This window comes from Bacillus sp. BB51/4 (genome assembly GCF_008368845.1).
Classification (GTDB): Bacteria; Bacillota; Bacilli; order Bacillales; family Bacillaceae_G; genus Bacillus_A; species Bacillus_A wiedmannii.
Genome location: NZ_QOSC01000024.1, coordinates 43,494 through 60,844, shown reverse-complemented (window position 1 = coordinate 60,844; position 17,351 = coordinate 43,494). Strand labels below are relative to the sequence as shown.

The window sequence follows — 17,351 nt, the reverse complement described above, 5'->3', positions numbered from 1 at the left end:
TAATCGGTGAGGGATTTATCCCTCGCTGATTATTAGCCAGCACCAATTGTGTCTTTGGGGAAGTAACACTCATTTCTTCGCATTCAGTGAGTGTTACTTCCTACAAATAATGGAATAAAAGGGCAGGGGAACCGTCGTGGTTTCCTTTTTTCTGTTTTTTTAGATAAATAATGGTATAGTAAGAAAAAGGGAATGTTTCTTATAAAAGCGAATGTATACAACAAGACGTATGGACAAAAGAATTAGGTGGTTGAAGAAATGAAAATTTTACTGATCATGGAAGAAGCAGAAGAGCGAAGAAGTTTAGCTGAAAAATTTACTGAAAATATAAGGAATGTAGAATGTTTTGAAGCGAATACGGGAGCAGAATCATTATTTATCATGAAAAAGCATACACCAGATTTTGTTTTCTTGAATTCAAAATTACTAGATGGAACTGGTTTTGAATATGCGAGTTTATTACGGGAAGTAAATTGTTATACGAAATTGATTTTTATGGGTGAAGATATAGAAGAGTCGATTACGGCATTTCGTTTTCAAGCATTTTATTATTTACTACGCCCATTTCGTGAGGAAGATTTGCAATTCCTTTTATATAGAATGTGTAAAGAGCAAGGCGAGAAAGCAAAGAGTTATTTGCGAAAACTACCGATAGAAGGTCAAGAGGGAATTCGGTATATTTTCCCTGAAGATATTGTATATGTAAGCAAAAATAAGGAAAACAAAACGGTTTCAATTTATACAACGAATAATCAGTATATTTCAACATATACACTTCAGGAGCTGGAAAATAAGCTAAATGTATATGATTTTTTACGTGTGCATAAAAGTTATTTAATTAATATGTCATATGTACAAGAACTAAAACCTTATTATAATGGCACATATAATCTGTATTTAGATAAATATGATGAGCAACCGATTCCAGTTAGTCGTAATTATGTGAAACGACTTCGAAATAAGATTGAATTATAGTAGGTAATGCGAATTTTTTAACATGATAAACTAAAAATCCTTCATGATAAGGAGGATTCAAATTAAGTATTCAGAAAATTTAGTACAATCCCACTAAGCGATAGTATTGGGGGGATTGTATGTGAAAACATTGAAGTCGATTTTACTATGGGGAGTTATTGCAGCAGTAGGCGCAGGTGCTTTTGGTGTAATAGCCTTATCACAAGGTGAAACTATTAATGCCGTGTGGCTCTTAGTAGCTGCGGTATGTGTGTATGCAGTTGCTTACCGCTTTTATAGTAGATTTATAGCGAGAAAGGTATTTGGTTTAGATAATAATAGGCAAACGCCAGCCCATACATTAAACGATGGAAAAGATTATGTTCCGACAAATAAGTGGGTATTATTTGGGCACCATTTTGCAGCAATTGCTGGGGCAGGCCCTTTAGTAGGACCGATTTTGGCAGCGCAAATGGGATATTTACCAGGGACAATATGGATTATTGTTGGGGTAGTTGTCGCTGGAGCTGTACAAGATTTTGTAATTTTATTTGCTTCGATGAGACGGAATGGTAAATCTTTAGGAGAAATGATTAAAGATGAGATCGGTCCTGTTACAGGGCTTATTGCAATGATAGGCATTTTAGGCATTATGATTATTTTATTAGCGGTATTAGCATTAGTGGTAGTAAAGGCGCTTGTCGGAAGTCCTTGGGGAATGTTTACGATAGCAGCAACGATTCCTATTGCTATTTTAATGGGAGTGTACATGCGCTACATTAGGCCTGGCCGTGTTGGAGAAGGGTCAGTAATCGGAATTATTCTACTTATACTGTCTCTTATTGGAGGACAGTATGTAGCAGAGCATCCAACGCTTGCAAGCATGTTCACGTTTAGCGGTGAAACGATTGCTATTATGCTTATTGTATATGGATTTATCGCATCGGCCTTACCAGTTTGGATGCTTTTAGCACCACGTGATTATTTAAGCACATTTTTAAAAGTCGGAACAATTGTTGGATTAGCAATTGGTATTTTAATTGTAGCACCAGATTTACAAATGCCAGCAGTTTCGAAATTTATCGATGGAACAGGTCCTGTTTTCTCTGGAAACTTATTCCCATTCTTATTTATTACAATTGCTTGTGGTGCGGTGTCTGGATTCCATGCTCTCGTTTCATCAGGTACGACACCAAAGATGATTGAACAAGAAGGACACGCACAGCCAATCGGTTATGGGGCAATGTTAATGGAATCATTTGTAGCCGCGATGGCGATGATTGCAGCTTGTGTATTAACACCAGGAACTTATTTTGCGATTAATAGTCCCGCAGCACTTATCGGTACGGATGTCTCGCAGGCAGCTCAAGTTATTTCCTCATGGGGATTTGCTATTACACCAAATGAACTAAAAGATCTCGCTGTAAACGTTGGAGAGCAAACGATTTTATCACGCACAGGTGGTGCACCAACGTTAGCGATAGGTATGGCGTATATTTTCTCACAAGTAATAGGTGGAACAGCCATGATGGCCTTTTGGTATCATTTTGCAATCCTTTTTGAAGCTCTATTCATTTTAACGACAATTGATGCTGGAACGCGTGTAGGCCGATTTATGATTCAAGATATTTTAGGACATGTATATAAGCCATTTGGGAAAACGGATTCTACATTAGCGAATGTGATAGCTACAACGTTATGCGTATTAGGATGGGGTTATTTCTTATACCAAGGGGTAGTTGATCCGCTTGGTGGAATTAATACATTATGGCCACTTTTCGGTATTGCAAATCAAATGTTAGCAGGTATTGCATTATTACTTGGAACGACAATTTTGTTCAAAATGGGGAAAAAGGCATATGTTTGGGTGACACTTATTCCAACTGTCGGATTGCTTATTGTAACGATGACGGCGGGTTATCAAAAGCTATTTCATGAAAACCCTAAAATAGGATTTCTATCTCATGCAAAGGTGTTTCAGGGAGCATTAGATGAGGGAAAAGTGTTAGCACCAGCTAAAAATGTCGCTCAAATGAAACAAATTATTTTCAATGATTATATTGATGCAGCGCTTTGTGGGATTTTTATGATAGTTGTAATCGCTGTATTAATTTCTGCAATTCGAATTTGGATTCAAGTATTAAGAAATAAGCCGATGCCGTTAAAAGAGGCGCCATATATTTCTAGAGATGAAAGTGAGTCGAGGAACTATGCTTAAACGACTACGGAAAGTATGGGGAAAAAGGAAACACTTTATTAGTTTACTCGTTGGGGTACCAAGCTATGAAACATATGTAGAGCATATGAAAAAGCATCATCCAGAAGAAGAGGTTGTATGTCAAAAGCAATTTTTTGCTGAGGCGCAAGAAGCTAGGTTTAATGCAAAAGGCGGAAAGATATCACGTTGCTGTTAACAAAAAAGGACGAACTTTCGTCCTTTTTTGTTTTTTGCTGTTTCACGTGGAACAGCAAAAAATAAATAAAAGCTTTGGGAATTATAGGGATTTCGTATACAATAAAATAAGGAAAGGGATAGATGGAAAAGTAGGGAGATTATTTTATGTTAAGGGATCTATTTATAAACACAACAATTATTCTTTCCTTTATTTTTATTGGAGGTCAGCTTTTAAGAGACAAGCCATTAAAAGAAGGGTTCTCTTTTTGGCAGAAATGTGTAGTAGGTGTTTTTACTGGAATATTAGGTATATTACTAATGTATTTCGGTGTTCATGTTGGTACTATCCTATTGGATTTACGCTACTTAGCCGTCATTCTAGCCGTTATAATTGGAGGACCAATAGCGAGTACTATAGCTGTTAGTATGATTTTAGTAACTAGATTATTATTTATGGATTATTCATTAGCTTCTCAAGTAGCTTTTTATACAATCATTGCGATAGGGATAGGTAGTATCTTTATTTCGCGTATGAAGCTTTCTTTAGCAGAAAAGTGGGCATGGTTACATACATATATTTTATCTATTCTAATCCCAGCGCTATATATATGGTTAATTAAAGACATCCACATAGTGGGATTATATTTATTTTCTAGTATTGTTACAGGATATATCACGTTTTTTAGTGCAAATTACGTATTGCAATCTAATGAGTTATTTCAAACGATGAAGCAATACGCAACGGTAGATGCATTAACAGGTCTAGGAAACGTAAGGCAATTTGATTTAGAGATGAATCGTCATATTAGTAATAAACGTATGAAAAATGATTCACTTTGTTTACTACTTATCGATATTGATCACTTTAAGCATGTAAATGATACGTATGGACATCCTGCAGGAGACGAAGTATTAAAACAAGTAGGGCGTATTTTAAGAGAAATTTCAACATTTCCGGATTTGACTTTTCGAAAGGGTGGAGAGGAATTTGCACTTTTGATACCGAAGAGGGAAATAGCTTATGGGATTTGTATGGGGGAGCAAATTCGTACAGCTGTTGAAAAACATTCATTTCAATTGTTAGATGGAACAAAAATAAAAATTACGGTTTCAGTAGGGATTTCAGAGTTTGAGTCATCACCAAATCAATTTATTCAAGCAGCTGATGATGCATTATATTACTCTAAAAGAAATGGAAGAAATCAGGTCAGTTCTGCATCTTAAAGGTAAGATGACCAGAAGATGTAAAGCCCCATAAAAATACCCACAGAGGCAATGTAAGAACTCTGTGGGTATTTTTATTCATATGTTAGACAAGTTCTTTTGATACAACGAATTTACGATATGCACCGTGATGTGTTGGGCCCACGTATTCGTTAATTTTGAATGAATAGCGGATAGCCGCTGTGATAAATTCTTTAGCAGTTTTTACTGCTTCTTTTACGGATTTTCCTTTTGCAAGTTCTGCTGTGATAGCAGCAGAATATGTACAACCTGCGCCGTGTGTATTTGTCGTATCAATTTTTTCTGATTCTAGAAGATCGAATGTTTCTCCATCATATAGGACGTCGATTGCAGTTTCTGTACCAAGCTTGCTTCCGCCTTTAATTAGGACATATTTCGCACCTAAAGCATGGATTTTCTCCGCTGCTTCTTTCATGTCCTCAAGAGAATTAATCTTTACGCCACTTAATTGGTAAGCTTCAAATAAGTTTGGCGTTACAACTAATGCTTTTGGCACAAGAACGTCACGTAAGCAGTCATTTGTTTCAGGATGTAATGCTTCATCGGCACCTTTACATACCATAACAGGATCAACTACTACATTTTTGAAATTATGCTTTTCGATTGTTTCTGCAACCATTTCAATAATTTCTACTGATCCAAGCATACCTGTTTTTAAAGCATCTACTCCAACACCGTCAATTGTTGTTTCTAATTGTGGTTTTAATGTAGAAGCTGGGATTGGGAATACGTTATGTGCCCAACCGTTATGTGGATCCATCGTTACGATTGTCGTAAGAGATGTCATTCCGTATACACCAAGTTCTTGGAATGTCTTTAAATCTGCTTGTATACCAGCACCGCCACTTGTATCAGAACCAGCGATAGTAAGTGCTTTATTTAATGTCATTATGAAAGCCCCCTCAAGTGATATAATGAAAACTATGTTTTCACCATTATATCAATGTTACGAATAAGTACAAAGTGAAAAGTAGATGATTTATTTTAGGAGCTATTTAAAATTTTGCGTGTAGGAGACTGATTATGTTTCGAGATAATCGCACAAATGAATTAGTTATATTAAAAGAAATTGCAGAAACACTAAATACATCAAATGATACATACCATGTATTGCAAGCGGTGCTAGAAAAATTGCTTAGTGTAACAGGTTTAACGACAGGATGGATTTTTCTTGCGGATGAAAATGGGAAGTATACGAAGTTGATTGATTACCAGTTGCCAGAGGCACTTACATATGAAAATAAACGTCCGATGTGTGAAGGGGAATGTTGGTGTTTACGTGGCTTTGTGGATGGGAAATTGGAGAGAGCCGTTAATATTATTGAATGTAAAAGAATTAATAATGCAATTGAATATAGTTGGGGAGATACAGAAGGCATTCTTCATCATGCTACGGTTCCTTTAAAGGCTGGGGGAGAAAAGTTTGGTGTGTTAAATGTAGCAAGTCCTGGTAAAACGCATTTTTCGGAAGAAGAATTAGTATTACTTCAATCGGTTGCTTTCCAAATTGGGACGGCCTTAAAGCGAACAAAATTATATGAAAATGAAAAGCGAAGAGCACATTATTATGTGAAATTGGAACGTTTTATTCAAGATTTAAAAACGATTCATAAATTTAATGTATTACCTGAAAAAGTGGTAAATCATATAGGTGAAGTATTTCAATGGAATCAAGTGGCTTTTTTTATTAGGGAAGAAAAGGAATTATCTTTGCGAGCGTCCTATAGTCAGGAAGAGTTACAAGAGGATGTAAAAGAAGCGGCAAAGAAGGCGTTAGAACAAGATGAGCCGGTGCTACTAAAACATCAAATTGGGCATAGTGTACATCTAAATAGAGCTGTTATTGCTACACCAATACATATTCAAAATCATATATTTGGTGTTTTATGTGTTAGTTTGAATAATGGAGAATTTGATGTTAACACAATAGATGTAATCCAAGCGCTATCGAATCATGTCTCGTTAATAATCGAGAATTTAAGATTAAATGAGCAGCGCCGTGAACTTGTACGAATGGAAGAAAGGAATCGGTTGGCAAGAGATTTACATGACTCAGTCTCACAAAAGCTATTTTCGTTAACCTTTATGACAAAAGGCGCTGAGGCAGTTTTAAAAGGTCAAAATGAAAAGGTGGATCAATCTTTGCATGAGATGCGTGAATTAGCACAAGGAGCTTTAAAAGAAATGAGGACATTAATTTGGCAGCTTCGTCCGGCAGGATTAGAGAAAGGGTTATTACCTGCTCTAAAGCAGTACGGTGAAAACTTAGGATTGAAGATTAGGGAGCAAGTTACTGGTGTTCGTGACTTACCTCGTGTAGTAGAAGAAGCACTGTGGCGCATTGGACAAGAGGCGCTAAACAATGTGAGTAAGCATGCAGGTGTAAAGGAAGCGACGATTTATTTTAAAGTAACTGAGAACAATGTATCATTAGAAATAGTGGATCAAGGTAATGGGTTTATAGAAAAGGACATAAAAGAGAAGAAGTCACTTGGCATGACAACGATGCGCGAAAGAGTAGAACTAATTGGTGGAACAATTAAAATTGTAAGTGAAAAAAAACGAACAAGTATAAAAATAAATGTACCATTATGATGTGAAAATGAGGGAAGTTTGTGAAAATAAAAGTATTATTAGTTGATGATCATACAGTCGTTTTAAAAGGATTAGCATTTTTCTTAAGTACACAGGAAGATTTAGAGTTAGTTGGAGAAGCAAATAACGGGAAAGAAGCATTAGTGAAAGTAGGAGAAACAAATCCTGATGTTGTACTAATGGATTTATATATGCCCGAAATGGATGGCGTTGAGGCGACAGCGTGTATCAAAAAAGAATATTCTGATGTGAAAGTAATTGTATTAACAAGCTTTTCTGATCAGGCGCATGTTTTACCAGCGTTAAGGGCGGGAGCAAGCGGGTATATTTTAAAAGATGTAGAACCAGATCAACTTGTTGAGGCAATTCGTAGTGCGTATAAAGGGAATATACAGTTACATCCAGATATAGCAAATACTCTTCTCTCTCAAACATTACCTGTGGAAGAAAAGGAAGAAGAACCTTCTATTCAAGTGGATGTGCTAACGGCGAGAGAAAATGAAGTGTTGCAGCTATTAGCGAAAGGGATGAGTAATAAAGAGATCGCTTCTGTTTTAGTTATTACAGAAAAAACGGTAAAAGCGCATGTAAGTAGTATTTTGAGTAAGTTGAATTTATCTGATCGCACGCAAGCAGCATTATATGCAGTGAAAAATGGAATTGTATAAGACAAAAGTCGTAAGACCTAGTTCGCCTTTAGAAGGTGGACTTTTTTTATGGAAAAATACGTCTATGTGAGGACGAAATTGTCTTGATATAAAGATAAAATATGTTTGTAAGCAACAAAACAACAATTACAAGGGATACCTTTTTTGAAAGCATATAACAACAGAAGAGTGAGTACTAGGAGGAAAAACAATGGCAACAGTTTTATTTGTAAAAGCAAACAACCGCCCAGCGGAACAAGCAGTTAGTGTGAAATTATACGAGGCATTTTTAGCAAACTATAAAGAAGCACATCCAAATGATACAGTAGTAGAACTTGATTTATATAAAGAAGAATTACCATATGTAGGCGTAGATATGATTAATGGTACGTTTAAAGCAGGTAAAGGATTTGATTTAACTGAAGAGGAAGCAAAAGCAGTAGCAGTTGCTGATAAGTATTTAAATCAATTTTTAGAAGCTGATAAAGTCGTTTTCGGTTTCCCATTATGGAACTTAACGATTCCAGCAGTACTACACACATATATTGATTATTTAAACCGAGCTGGCAAAACGTTTAAATATACGCCAGAAGGTCCAGTTGGTCTAATTGGAGATAAGAAGATTGCATTATTAAATGCGCGCGGCGGCGTATATTCTGAAGGTCCAGCAGCTGAAGTAGAAATGGCTGTTAAATATGTAGCAAGCATGATGGGCTTCTTCGGTGCAACAAATATGGAAACAGTAGTTATTGAAGGACATAACCAATTCCCAGATAAAGCAGAAGAGATCATTACAGCTGGTCTTGAAGAAGCAGCTAAAGTAGCAAGCAAATTTTAATTGAAAATAGAATCGTCACTCGAAAAAAGTAGCATTAACAGGTAAACGTTAATGCTACTTTTTTTATATTTTAAGTTCATCAGCCAGTTTTTCTAATTGAATTCGATCTTGTATGTAATAGGTTCTTCCGTCTTTTTTTAAGTAATTTTGCTGACAAAACTGGTTTAATACGTATAAAAGATGGCGGTAGCTGACATTCAAGTATTCCGAAGCCTCGGTATGTTTTTCTGTATAACGGTTATTTTGTTCTGTTAATAGAATAAACGCCGCTAATCGATTTTCGAACGGATAACTATTGTTTTTGGCGTAACTTTCTGTTCGGCTAATTGTTTTTTCACCGATAAATTTACATAGTTTCTGTAGAAAGGTAGCATCTTGCAATAAAAGATGCTGACAATCTTTAAGAGGAAGCGCTAAGCACATACAACCTTCAATCACTTCCACCGTTTTCGTAACGGATTCTACGCCAATTAACCCTAATTCTCCAATGAACGAAGGTGCTTGAATAAAGTTAATTAAGGAGACCTTCCCGTTTTTGTGACTCATATATATTTTCGCTTTTCCGGAAATTAAGTAATAAAGATAGGGAACATCAACACCTTCATTACATATCCTTTCTCTCTTTTGAAAGGAATGTAGTTCAGCATACGGTAAGACATCAAAAGAAAAAAGAGTATGGAAGTTGTAAGTTTGCATGTAATGAGAGATTTCTTCGCTATTTTTGCTGACTTTCATATTTTCACCTCATGTTTAGTATGAGATATCTCCTATTATTTTTACAAGAAGGAATGATACGATTTACGTAAATTTGTTTTTGTAGAAAAGAGAGTGTGAAGGGCTTATGAAAAAATATAAAACATTGCTATTTGATGTAGATGATACATTGTTAGATTTTCAGAAGGCGGAGAAAATGGCGTTACGTATGCTTTTTGAAGAGAAAGGGATCCATCTAACTAGCGAGGTTGAAAGGCGGTATAAAAAAATTAATAAAAGCCTTTGGGATGCTTTTGAAGAAGGTGAAATAAACCGTGATGAAGTCGTAAGTACACGGTTTTCGATTTTGTTTAAAGAATACGGGGAAGAAGTAGACGGGATATTATTCGAAAATAATTATCGTAGCTACTTAGAAGAAGGAGACCAACTTATGCAAGGTGCGTTTGAATTTATAAATCAAATTCAAAGTGAGTACGATTTATATATAGTGACAAACGGTATTTCTAAGACGCAAGATAAACGTTTACGTAATGCAGGATTACATGCCTTGTTTAAAGATATTTTCGTTTCTGAAGATACGGGATTCCAAAAGCCGATGAAAGAGTATTTTGATTATGTTTTTGAACGAATTCCTAATTTTTCTTTTGAAGAAGGACTCATTATTGGGGATTCGTTAAGTGCTGATATTAAAGGTGGATATGTAGCGGGAATTGATACTTGTTGGTTTAATCCAGAAAAGAAATCAAATAATAGCGAGATTGTGCCAACATATGAAGTGCAAAATTTTGAAGAGTTATATGCGTTATTGAAGCAACGTGTGTAATAAAAATAGGCAGTGGAACTTTTGTCCCTACTGCCTATTTTTATTCGTTTGTAGCTTCGTTGTTTTTAGGAAGTGGAAATGCATTACCAATCGCTGCCGCTCCAAGCATCGGTAATAGTAAATTGAGCGGGAAAAACATGAGTAATAGTAATGTTATAGCAATTGGTTTTCTTAATGCATAGCTTGAAATTGCTGTCGTGACGATGGCTACCGAAGCGATTGGATCTATCGGGATAATGGAAGCTATAGCATATCCGATACTAGATCCAGCAAATATAATTGGGAAAATATGTCCACCGCGCCAACCTGTATTTAAACAAACGGCAGTAATACATAATTTTAAAACACCTGAAAGAAGTAGTACCCAGAAGGATAAATGACTCCATTCAACGACTAAATCTTTTAATTGGTGTTCTCCTGAGAATAACGTGTACGGGAGAACAGTTCCTGTAATTCCTAATAAAATACCACCGATAATACCAAGTGATAGTTTGTATTCCCTGAAGGGATGGATTAATTTCTCTAATGTGAATTCAAATTTGAAATAAAAGAAACCAACTATAGTACCAATACTAGCAAGTGGTAGAAAGGCAATCCATTCATTAAGAGAAAGGGAACCTTCCCCAAAATCAACGATAAAGGATCCGCGATTATCGAATTTACTAAGTAATAAATAAACAGAAAAGCCAGCGAAAGTGGTAGCTAAATATACAATTGCTTTTTTTCCTTTAGAAAATTCGTTAATTTGCTCACCCTCATTTTCATTTGGAGCTAAATAACCGAATAATGGCGCGTTAAAAATTACACTTAAAGTAGCGCCAATTCCAACCTCTGTTAGTTCATTCATTCCTTTTAAGGCAAATGTAAAGCGATCCCCTACCCATGTACAAAGTCCACCGATAATTCCAACAAGTGCTGCTTCGGGACCTAAGCTAGCTCCAAATATTAAAACGATAATCGCAGTTAAAGTAGCTTTATGTACAAAACGGTATTCAATTCTACCTGTTTTTTTATATTCACCCATCACTTCCGGCATAAGACGTGGATATGTGCCGAAGTATTTTTGGGTGAAACCAACGAGAATACCACCGATAGTTGTTACACAAATAGTGTAATACGGGGGAGAAGAGAAAATAGTAGGTAAGTATCCCCAAATAAAGTGAATGCCGATATTTATTGTAACTAAAAATAGCCAGACTGTAGCTCCTACTATAGAGCCTAAAAGAATGCCGTATAGGATGAGTATATAGTGTATGTCCTTTGTGTTTGTCATGTTATACCTCCGTTATGTAAGTTTTAATGTCGAAAGGATTAAATATGCTACTGTGAAATGAATATGTATAGTATCTTTTTGAGAGGTTGGCTTATTCAATATATTGAGGTCTCGTGAGAGTTTGAAATGTATACAGTTAAACTACTTACTTAATTTTATATAGTAATCGTGGGTTTTAAAAGGTCTTTTTTAAATGAATATGGAATATATTTCTTTTGTTATGCATGTCAAATTCTTTACGTTTAATTTAGAACATTCAGAAAAACCGATTGACATTAGGAAATTATTGCTATAAAATCAACGGTAATTGCATAGTCTTATCAAGAAAAGGTGGAGGGACAGGCCCGATGAAACCTTGGCAACAGCCGTATAACGGAATTGTGCCAAATCCTGCAGGTAATAATCCTGAAAGATAAGAAAGAGCCTTTAGAGCGTGTTTTCAAACTGCTCCTTTCTTGTTTTCAGGAAAGGAGCAGTTTTTTTATTTTGTATAAAAGAAAGGAGAATGAGAGATGGGAGAATCATGGGGAAAAGGAACAATTTGTGTGCAAGGTGGCTATACACCAAAGAATGGTGAACCGCGTGTTTTACCACTTTATCAAAGTACAACGTATAAATACGATACTTCAGATGATTTAGCAGCGCTATTTAATTTAGAGGCAGAAGGATATATATATACGCGTATTGGAAACCCTACTTTAGCTGCATTTGAGCAAAAGTTAGCGGATTTAGAGGGTGGTGTAGGAGCTGTTGCAACGGCTTCTGGGCAGGCTGCTATTATGCTTGCTGTTTTAAATATTTGTAGTAGCGGAGACCACTTGCTTTGTTCTTCCACAGTTTATGGCGGAACGTTTAATTTATTTGGAGTGAGTTTGCGTAAGCTTGGTATTGATGTTACGTTCTTTAATCCGAATTTAACTGCTGATGAAATTGTGGCCCTTGCTAATGATAAGACGAAACTTGTTTATGCAGAATCGTTAGGAAATCCAGCGATGAACGTTCTAAATTTCAAAGAATTTTCAGATGCAGCGAAAGAGTTAGAAGTACCTTTTATCGTGGATAATACATTAGCAACTCCTTATTTATGCCAAGCATTTGAGCACGGAGCAAATATTATCGTTCATTCTACGACGAAATATATTGATGGTCATGCAAGCTCTTTAGGCGGTATTGTCATTGACGGAGGGAACTTCGATTGGACAAATGGGAAATATCCTGAACTTGTTGAACCGGATCCAAGTTATCACGGCGTAAGTTACGTTCAAAATTTTGGTGCAGCAGCTTATATTGTGAAGGCGCGTGTTCAATTATTAAGAGACTACGGAAACTGTATGAGCCCATTCAATGCGTATATTAGCAATATCGGCTTAGAAACGCTGCATTTAAGAATGGAGCGTCATAGTGAAAATGCTCTCGCAGTTGCTAAGTGGCTTGCTAACCATGAACGTATTGAGTGGGTGAATTATCCGGGATTAGATAGTAATGAAAATTACTCGTTAGCACAAACGTATTTGAAAAAAGGTGCTAGTGGTGTTTTAACATTCGGCATTAAGGGCGGATTAGAAGCAGCGAAAGAATTTATCGCAAATGTAAAACTAGCAACTCTCGTAACGCATGTAGCGGATGCACGAACTTGTGTTATACATCCTGCTAGCACAACGCATAGACAATTAAGTGCTGAAGATCAGCGTCTAGCTGGCGTTACATCAGATTTAATTCGTTTATCGGTTGGTATAGAAGATGTTTCTGATATTATTGCAGATTTAGAAGCAGCGCTAGTCGGAGGCAAAGAACATGCCGATCATAATTGATAGAGATTTACCAGCTCGCAAAGTGTTGCAGAAGGAAAATATTTTTGTAATGACGAAGGAGCGAGCAGAAACACAAGATATCCGGGCATTGAAAATTGCTATCTTAAATTTAATGCCTACAAAGCAAGAAACAGAAGCGCAATTACTTCGTTTAATTGGCAACACACCGCTACAATTAGATGTTCATTTGCTTCATATGGAATCGCATTTGTCCCGTAATGTAGCACAGGAACATTTAACGAGTTTCTATAAAACATTTCGTGATATTGAGAATGAGAAATTTGATGGACTTATTATTACAGGAGCACCAGTTGAAACTCTTTCTTTTGAAGAGGTAGATTATTGGGAAGAGCTTAAACGTATTATGGAGTATTCAAAAAAGAATGTAACATCTACGCTTCATATTTGCTGGGGGGCACAGGCTGGCTTGTATCATCATTATGGTGTTCCAAAGTATCCTCTTAAGGAAAAAATGTTCGGTGTATTTGAACATGAAGTTCGTGAGCAACATGTGAAATTGTTACAAGGGTTTGATGAATTGTTTTTTGCCCCGCATTCTCGTCATACAGAAGTACGAGAGCGTGATATTAGAGAGGTGACAGACTTAACATTATTAGCAAATTCTGAGGAAGCGGGTGTTCACCTTGTTATTGGGCAAGAAGGAAGACAAGTGTTTGCGCTCGGGCATAGTGAATATAGTTGTGATACGCTAAAGCAAGAATATGAACGGGACCGCCAAAAAGGGTTAAATATTGATGTGCCGAAAAATTATTTTAAGCATAATAATCCAAATGAGAAACCGCTTGTAAGGTGGAGGAGCCATGGGAATCTATTATTCTCTAATTGGCTGAATTATTACGTGTATCAAGAAACCCCTTATGTACTATAAAAAGATTGTGTAACACGTGGTAACGTTTTCTTTGTAAAGATTAGCTTGTATTTTTCCGAATGTTCAAAAAACATTGTTTTTCAGATTTTTTACTCATATAATTTCATCTAAACACAATTTTTGAGGGGTGGACAGTATTATGAAAGAAATTCAAGTTGGTTTATTAGGTCTTGGGACAGTTGGTAGTGGTGTAGTTCGTATCATTACAGATCATCAAGAGCGACTTATACACCAAGTAGGTTGTCCTGTAAAAGTAACGAAAGTACTAGTACAAAATATTGAAAAAGAGAGAGAGGTAGAGGTACCTTCTACTCTATTAACACAAGATGCAAATGAAATTTTAGATAATCCAAATATTGACGTTGTCATTGAAGTGATGGGTGGCATTGATGATGCAAAAGTATATATTTTGCAAGCTTTACAAAGTGGGAAGCATGTTGTGACTGCCAATAAAGATTTAATGGCGTTACATGGTGCGGAACTCTTAGCGGTAGCAAAAGATAATAAAGCTGATTTGTTTTATGAAGCAAGTGTAGCTGGAGGGATTCCGATTTTACGAAGTATCGTAGAAGGACTTTCTTCAGATCTTATTACGAAAGTAATGGGAATTGTAAATGGAACGACAAATTTTATTTTGACGAAAATGTCAGATGAAGGGAGAGCATATAACGACGTGTTAAAAGAAGCTCAGCAACTTGGATTTGCAGAAGCAGATCCAACATCAGATGTGGAAGGTTTAGATGCGGCAAGAAAAATGACAATTTTGGCTACCCTTGGTTTCTCTACAAATGTAGAGCTTGGAGATGTGAAGGTAAAAGGGATTACTTCTATTACAGAGGAAGATATTGAATACAGTAAGAGTTTAGGATACACGATTAAATTAATCGGTCTTGCGAAGCGGGATGGTGAAAAATTAGAGGTTACAGTTGAACCGACGCTACTTCCAAATACACATCCTCTTGCGGCCGTGCAAAATGAATATAACGCTGTATATGTGTACGGTGAAGCGGTCGGGGAAACGATGTTTTATGGACCAGGTGCAGGAAGTTTACCGACAGCAACAGCTGTTGTTTCAGATTTAGTAGCTGTAATGCAAAATATTCGATTAGGTGTAAACGGAAATAGTGCGGTATCCCCGCAGTATAAAAAGGTATTAAAAGAGCCAGACGAAATTGTTGTGAAGAAGTTTTTAAGACTTCATGTAAAAGATGAAATTGGTGTATTTGCAAAAATTACTTCATTATTCTCTGAGCGTGGCGTTAGCTTTGAAAAGATTATTCAAATGCCGCTTGAAGAGAAAGGGAAGGCTGAAATTGTAATTGTGACGCATCGTGCGTCTCTTGCTGATTATGATTATATTCTACATACGTTGCAAGGGTATGAAGAAATAGATTGTTTGAAAGCAAACTATCGAATTGAAGGGGATGCTAAGTAGTATCTCCTCTAATAAAAAACCTATTAAGCGGCTTGCTTAATAGGTTTTTTTCTATTCAAAATCTGCGTGCCAATTTGAATAAATGCTTGGATAATCCAGCCTGTTGTAAAGGATAAGATGATTGTTCCAAAATAGATAGGTCCATCTAATAAAAAGCTTAATGTTAAAAATAAAAACGCTAATGAAATTTCTGTTCTTCTAAACGTCCACTTCTTTTTCTCAGCAACCGTCAAAACGAAAGCTTCTTGAGGCGCCGCGCAAAGGTTTGTAGAGACGTAAAGACCGATTCCAGCTCCAACAAATAGATTTCCACAAATAAGTGTTATATATTTTGGAAGAGAGCGGATAGCGTCCATAATAGTGGTAATGGAACCAATCCAATCAACAAAAAGCGAAATAAGAACCATCGTTACAATTGTACCAATTGTTATTTGTTTTTTATTCCAAAAGAGTACGATAAGTGTAAATGCAAAATTAATCATGAAAATCCAAAAACCGATACTTATCCCAAAATTTTGATATAGTGCAATAAAGAAGGAATCATAAGGGCTAAGTCCAAAGGAAGTAATTGTCGTCATCATATTAATACCGATGGCGAGAGTGAGTAGACCGCCAATGAAAAATATATATTCTAATTTGAATCGAAGCATAGTTGTATATCCTTTCAACATGTATTTGCTAGGAAAGGATATATTGTGGAAAGCTTACCAGGTCAAGGGAGAATTTTTGCAGAGAAGGGGAAAATGAGATGACGAATATAAGGAAGATTGCTGAACTTGCTGGAGTATCTGTTTCAACTGTTTCACGTGTACTGAATAATCATCCATATGTGAATGAACAGAAACGAAAAGAAATTTTAGCAATTATAGAAGAATTAAATTATACGCAAAATGTGAATGCAATTCATTTAGTGAAAGGAAAAACGAATGTCATTGGTGTTTTATTACCGCACGTAAATGATCAATATTATAGCGCTATTATCGAGGGAATATCAAAGGAAACAGCAAAGAATAACTATAATATGATGCTTTGTCAGACGAATTATAGTGAGGAAAGAGAATTAGAAATTTTGAATATGTTAAAAATGAAAAAGCTTGATGGGGTTATTATATGTTCTCGAGCAAATAGTAAGGAAAAGCTTGAAGAATATACGAAATTTGGTCCAATTGTTATGTGTGAAGAAATAGACTCGAATTTCATTTCGAGTGTGCATATTGATTACTATAAAGTCTTTTCGCGCGGTATGAAGAGCTTAATAGGTGCCGGCCATACAAGTATTGGGTATTGCATTGGAAGAAGTAATAGCATTAATAGTCAGAGAAGAAAACAAGCATATGAGGATTCGCTTCAACAGATTGCTGTAACACCGATAGAAGCCTGGAAGTTTAAGGGCTGTTTTACGGTGGAAGATGGACGTAATGTAATCAGGGAATGGGCCCATATGTCGGTAAAGCCAACTGCATTTCTTGTATCTTGCAATCATATTGCGGCGGGGATGGTAACGGAAGCAAAAAAACAAGGAATTCGTATTCCAGAAGATATTACGATTATCGGTTGTGATGATCAAGATGTCGCAGATATTTTAGGCATTACGACGATTTCGTATTGTAGTAAAAATGTTGGCGTGAAGGCATTTGAATTATTATATGAAAAGATTAATGATGAGAAAATAGATGTAAAGCACGTAGAGTTATCACCAGAATTAGTACACAGGGAAACAACATAATAGAGA

At 36.1% G+C, this 17,351-nt stretch carries 16 protein-coding genes and 1 riboswitch; of the genes, 12 read left to right on the top strand and 4 right to left on the bottom strand.

Going from position 1 to position 17,351, the window contains the following annotated elements; translation table 11 throughout:
• The first annotated feature begins 258 nt into the window (after nucleotides 1–258).
• From DN392_RS27170 to DN392_RS27155, 4 genes are all read left to right on the top strand, one after another.
• Nucleotides 259–975, top strand: coding sequence for a LytR/AlgR family response regulator transcription factor (locus DN392_RS27170; protein WP_000698269.1), 717 nt, complete (start codon nucleotides 259–261; stop codon nucleotides 973–975).
• A gap of 121 nt (nucleotides 976–1,096) precedes the next feature.
• On the top strand, nucleotides 1,097–3,172 hold the full coding sequence (cstA, locus tag DN392_RS27165) for a carbon starvation protein CstA (protein WP_046958589.1): 2,076 nt from the start codon (nucleotides 1,097–1,099) through the stop codon (nucleotides 3,170–3,172).
• Nucleotides 3,165–3,368 (top strand): YbdD/YjiX family protein, encoded by a 204-nt coding sequence (locus DN392_RS27160; RefSeq protein ID WP_000919820.1) that lies wholly within the window; start codon nucleotides 3,165–3,167, stop codon nucleotides 3,366–3,368. The genes cstA and DN392_RS27160 overlap by 8 nt, the downstream gene beginning before the upstream one ends.
• A gap of 146 nt (nucleotides 3,369–3,514) precedes the next feature.
• On the top strand, nucleotides 3,515–4,573 hold the full coding sequence (locus DN392_RS27155) for a GGDEF domain-containing protein (protein WP_000942853.1): 1,059 nt from the start codon (nucleotides 3,515–3,517) through the stop codon (nucleotides 4,571–4,573).
• 85 nt (nucleotides 4,574–4,658) lie between these two features.
• Here DN392_RS27155 and pdxK read toward each other — a convergent pair whose 3' ends face one another.
• Entirely contained in the window at nucleotides 4,659–5,483 is an 825-nt protein-coding gene (gene pdxK, locus DN392_RS27150; protein WP_048566737.1) for a pyridoxine/pyridoxal/pyridoxamine kinase, read from the bottom strand.
• Nucleotides 5,484–5,617: 134 nt separating this feature from the next.
• Here pdxK and DN392_RS27145 point away from each other — a divergent pair, with 134 nt between their 5' ends.
• The 3 genes from DN392_RS27145 to DN392_RS27130 all read left to right on the top strand — a co-directional run bounded on the left by DN392_RS27145 (nucleotide 5,618) and on the right by DN392_RS27130 (nucleotide 8,674).
• Entirely contained in the window at nucleotides 5,618–7,189 is a 1,572-nt protein-coding gene (locus DN392_RS27145; RefSeq protein WP_000488146.1) for a GAF domain-containing sensor histidine kinase, read from the top strand.
• Between the two features lie 20 nt (nucleotides 7,190–7,209).
• A complete protein-coding gene (locus DN392_RS27140; protein WP_000695805.1) occupies nucleotides 7,210–7,857 on the top strand; it encodes a response regulator in 648 nt (215 codons plus the stop codon).
• Nucleotides 7,858–8,047: 190 nt separating this feature from the next.
• Nucleotides 8,048–8,674, top strand: coding sequence for an FMN-dependent NADH-azoreductase (locus DN392_RS27130; protein WP_000246726.1), 627 nt, complete (start codon nucleotides 8,048–8,050; stop codon nucleotides 8,672–8,674).
• Nucleotides 8,675–8,737: 63 nt separating this feature from the next.
• On the opposite strand, the gene DN392_RS27125 is transcribed toward DN392_RS27130, so the two are convergent.
• Nucleotides 8,738–9,409, bottom strand: coding sequence for a transcriptional regulator YeiL (locus DN392_RS27125; protein WP_000868720.1), 672 nt, complete (start codon nucleotides 9,407–9,409; stop codon nucleotides 8,738–8,740).
• A gap of 106 nt (nucleotides 9,410–9,515) precedes the next feature.
• Here DN392_RS27125 and DN392_RS27120 point away from each other — a divergent pair, with 106 nt between their 5' ends.
• Nucleotides 9,516–10,211: a YjjG family noncanonical pyrimidine nucleotidase gene (locus DN392_RS27120; RefSeq protein WP_000760167.1), complete on the top strand. Its 696-nt coding sequence runs from the start codon at nucleotides 9,516–9,518 to the stop codon at nucleotides 10,209–10,211.
• Nucleotides 10,212–10,251: 40 nt separating this feature from the next.
• Here DN392_RS27120 and DN392_RS27115 read toward each other — a convergent pair whose 3' ends face one another.
• Entirely contained in the window at nucleotides 10,252–11,484 is a 1,233-nt protein-coding gene (locus DN392_RS27115; protein ID WP_000185588.1) for a chloride channel protein, read from the bottom strand.
• Nucleotides 11,485–11,798: 314 nt separating this feature from the next.
• A riboswitch (SAM riboswitch) is annotated at nucleotides 11,799–11,903 on the top strand.
• 93 nt (nucleotides 11,904–11,996) lie between these two features.
• On the opposite strand from DN392_RS27115, the gene DN392_RS27110 reads away from it, so the two are divergent.
• From DN392_RS27110 to DN392_RS27100, 3 genes are all read left to right on the top strand, one after another.
• The gene (locus DN392_RS27110; protein ID WP_016085402.1) at nucleotides 11,997–13,295 is read left to right on the top strand and encodes a bifunctional O-acetylhomoserine aminocarboxypropyltransferase/cysteine synthase; all 1,299 of its coding nucleotides are present in this window, start codon (nucleotides 11,997–11,999) and stop codon (nucleotides 13,293–13,295) included.
• Nucleotides 13,279–14,184, top strand: coding sequence for a homoserine O-acetyltransferase MetA (gene metA / locus DN392_RS27105; protein ID WP_001121552.1), 906 nt, complete (start codon nucleotides 13,279–13,281; stop codon nucleotides 14,182–14,184). The genes DN392_RS27110 and metA overlap by 17 nt, the downstream gene beginning before the upstream one ends.
• A gap of 139 nt (nucleotides 14,185–14,323) precedes the next feature.
• Complete coding sequence (locus DN392_RS27100; RefSeq protein WP_000659111.1) at nucleotides 14,324–15,619, top strand: homoserine dehydrogenase; 1,296 nt, start codon at nucleotides 14,324–14,326, stop codon at nucleotides 15,617–15,619.
• Nucleotides 15,620–15,642: 23 nt separating this feature from the next.
• Here the strand turns inward: DN392_RS27100 and DN392_RS27095 are convergent, their stop codons facing one another.
• On the bottom strand, nucleotides 15,643–16,269 hold the full coding sequence (locus tag DN392_RS27095; protein ID WP_048566734.1) for a YczE/YyaS/YitT family protein: 627 nt from the start codon (nucleotides 16,267–16,269) through the stop codon (nucleotides 15,643–15,645).
• A gap of 98 nt (nucleotides 16,270–16,367) precedes the next feature.
• Here DN392_RS27095 and DN392_RS27090 point away from each other — a divergent pair, with 98 nt between their 5' ends.
• On the top strand, nucleotides 16,368–17,345 hold the full coding sequence (locus DN392_RS27090; protein ID WP_088321551.1) for a LacI family DNA-binding transcriptional regulator: 978 nt from the start codon (nucleotides 16,368–16,370) through the stop codon (nucleotides 17,343–17,345).
• Nucleotides 17,346–17,351: the final 6 nt, after the last annotated feature.

Excerpts from the sequence above, each read along its gene's own strand:
- DN392_RS27125 (WP_000868720.1), bottom strand. The coding sequence starts at position 9,409 with ATGAAAGTCAGCAAAAATAGCGAAGAAATCTCTCATTACATGCAAACT.
- pdxK (WP_048566737.1), bottom strand. The coding sequence starts at position 5,483 with ATGACATTAAATAAAGCACTTACTATCGCTGGTTCTGATACAAGTGGC.
- DN392_RS27095 (WP_048566734.1), bottom strand. The coding sequence starts at position 16,269 with ATGCTTCGATTCAAATTAGAATATATATTTTTCATTGGCGGTCTACTC.
- DN392_RS27110 (WP_016085402.1), top strand. The coding sequence starts at position 11,997 with ATGGGAGAATCATGGGGAAAAGGAACAATTTGTGTGCAAGGTGGCTAT.
- DN392_RS27155 (WP_000942853.1), top strand. The coding sequence starts at position 3,515 with ATGTTAAGGGATCTATTTATAAACACAACAATTATTCTTTCCTTTATT.
- DN392_RS27100 (WP_000659111.1), top strand. The coding sequence starts at position 14,324 with ATGAAAGAAATTCAAGTTGGTTTATTAGGTCTTGGGACAGTTGGTAGT.
- metA (WP_001121552.1), top strand. The coding sequence starts at position 13,279 with ATGCCGATCATAATTGATAGAGATTTACCAGCTCGCAAAGTGTTGCAG.
- DN392_RS27120 (WP_000760167.1), top strand. The coding sequence starts at position 9,516 with ATGAAAAAATATAAAACATTGCTATTTGATGTAGATGATACATTGTTA.
- DN392_RS27170 (WP_000698269.1), top strand. The coding sequence starts at position 259 with ATGAAAATTTTACTGATCATGGAAGAAGCAGAAGAGCGAAGAAGTTTA.
- DN392_RS27145 (WP_000488146.1), top strand. The coding sequence starts at position 5,618 with ATGTTTCGAGATAATCGCACAAATGAATTAGTTATATTAAAAGAAATT.
- DN392_RS27130 (WP_000246726.1), top strand. The coding sequence starts at position 8,048 with ATGGCAACAGTTTTATTTGTAAAAGCAAACAACCGCCCAGCGGAACAA.
- DN392_RS27090 (WP_088321551.1), top strand. The coding sequence starts at position 16,368 with ATGACGAATATAAGGAAGATTGCTGAACTTGCTGGAGTATCTGTTTCA.
- DN392_RS27115 (WP_000185588.1), bottom strand. The coding sequence starts at position 11,484 with ATGACAAACACAAAGGACATACACTATATACTCATCCTATACGGCATT.
- DN392_RS27160 (WP_000919820.1), top strand. The coding sequence starts at position 3,165 with ATGCTTAAACGACTACGGAAAGTATGGGGAAAAAGGAAACACTTTATT.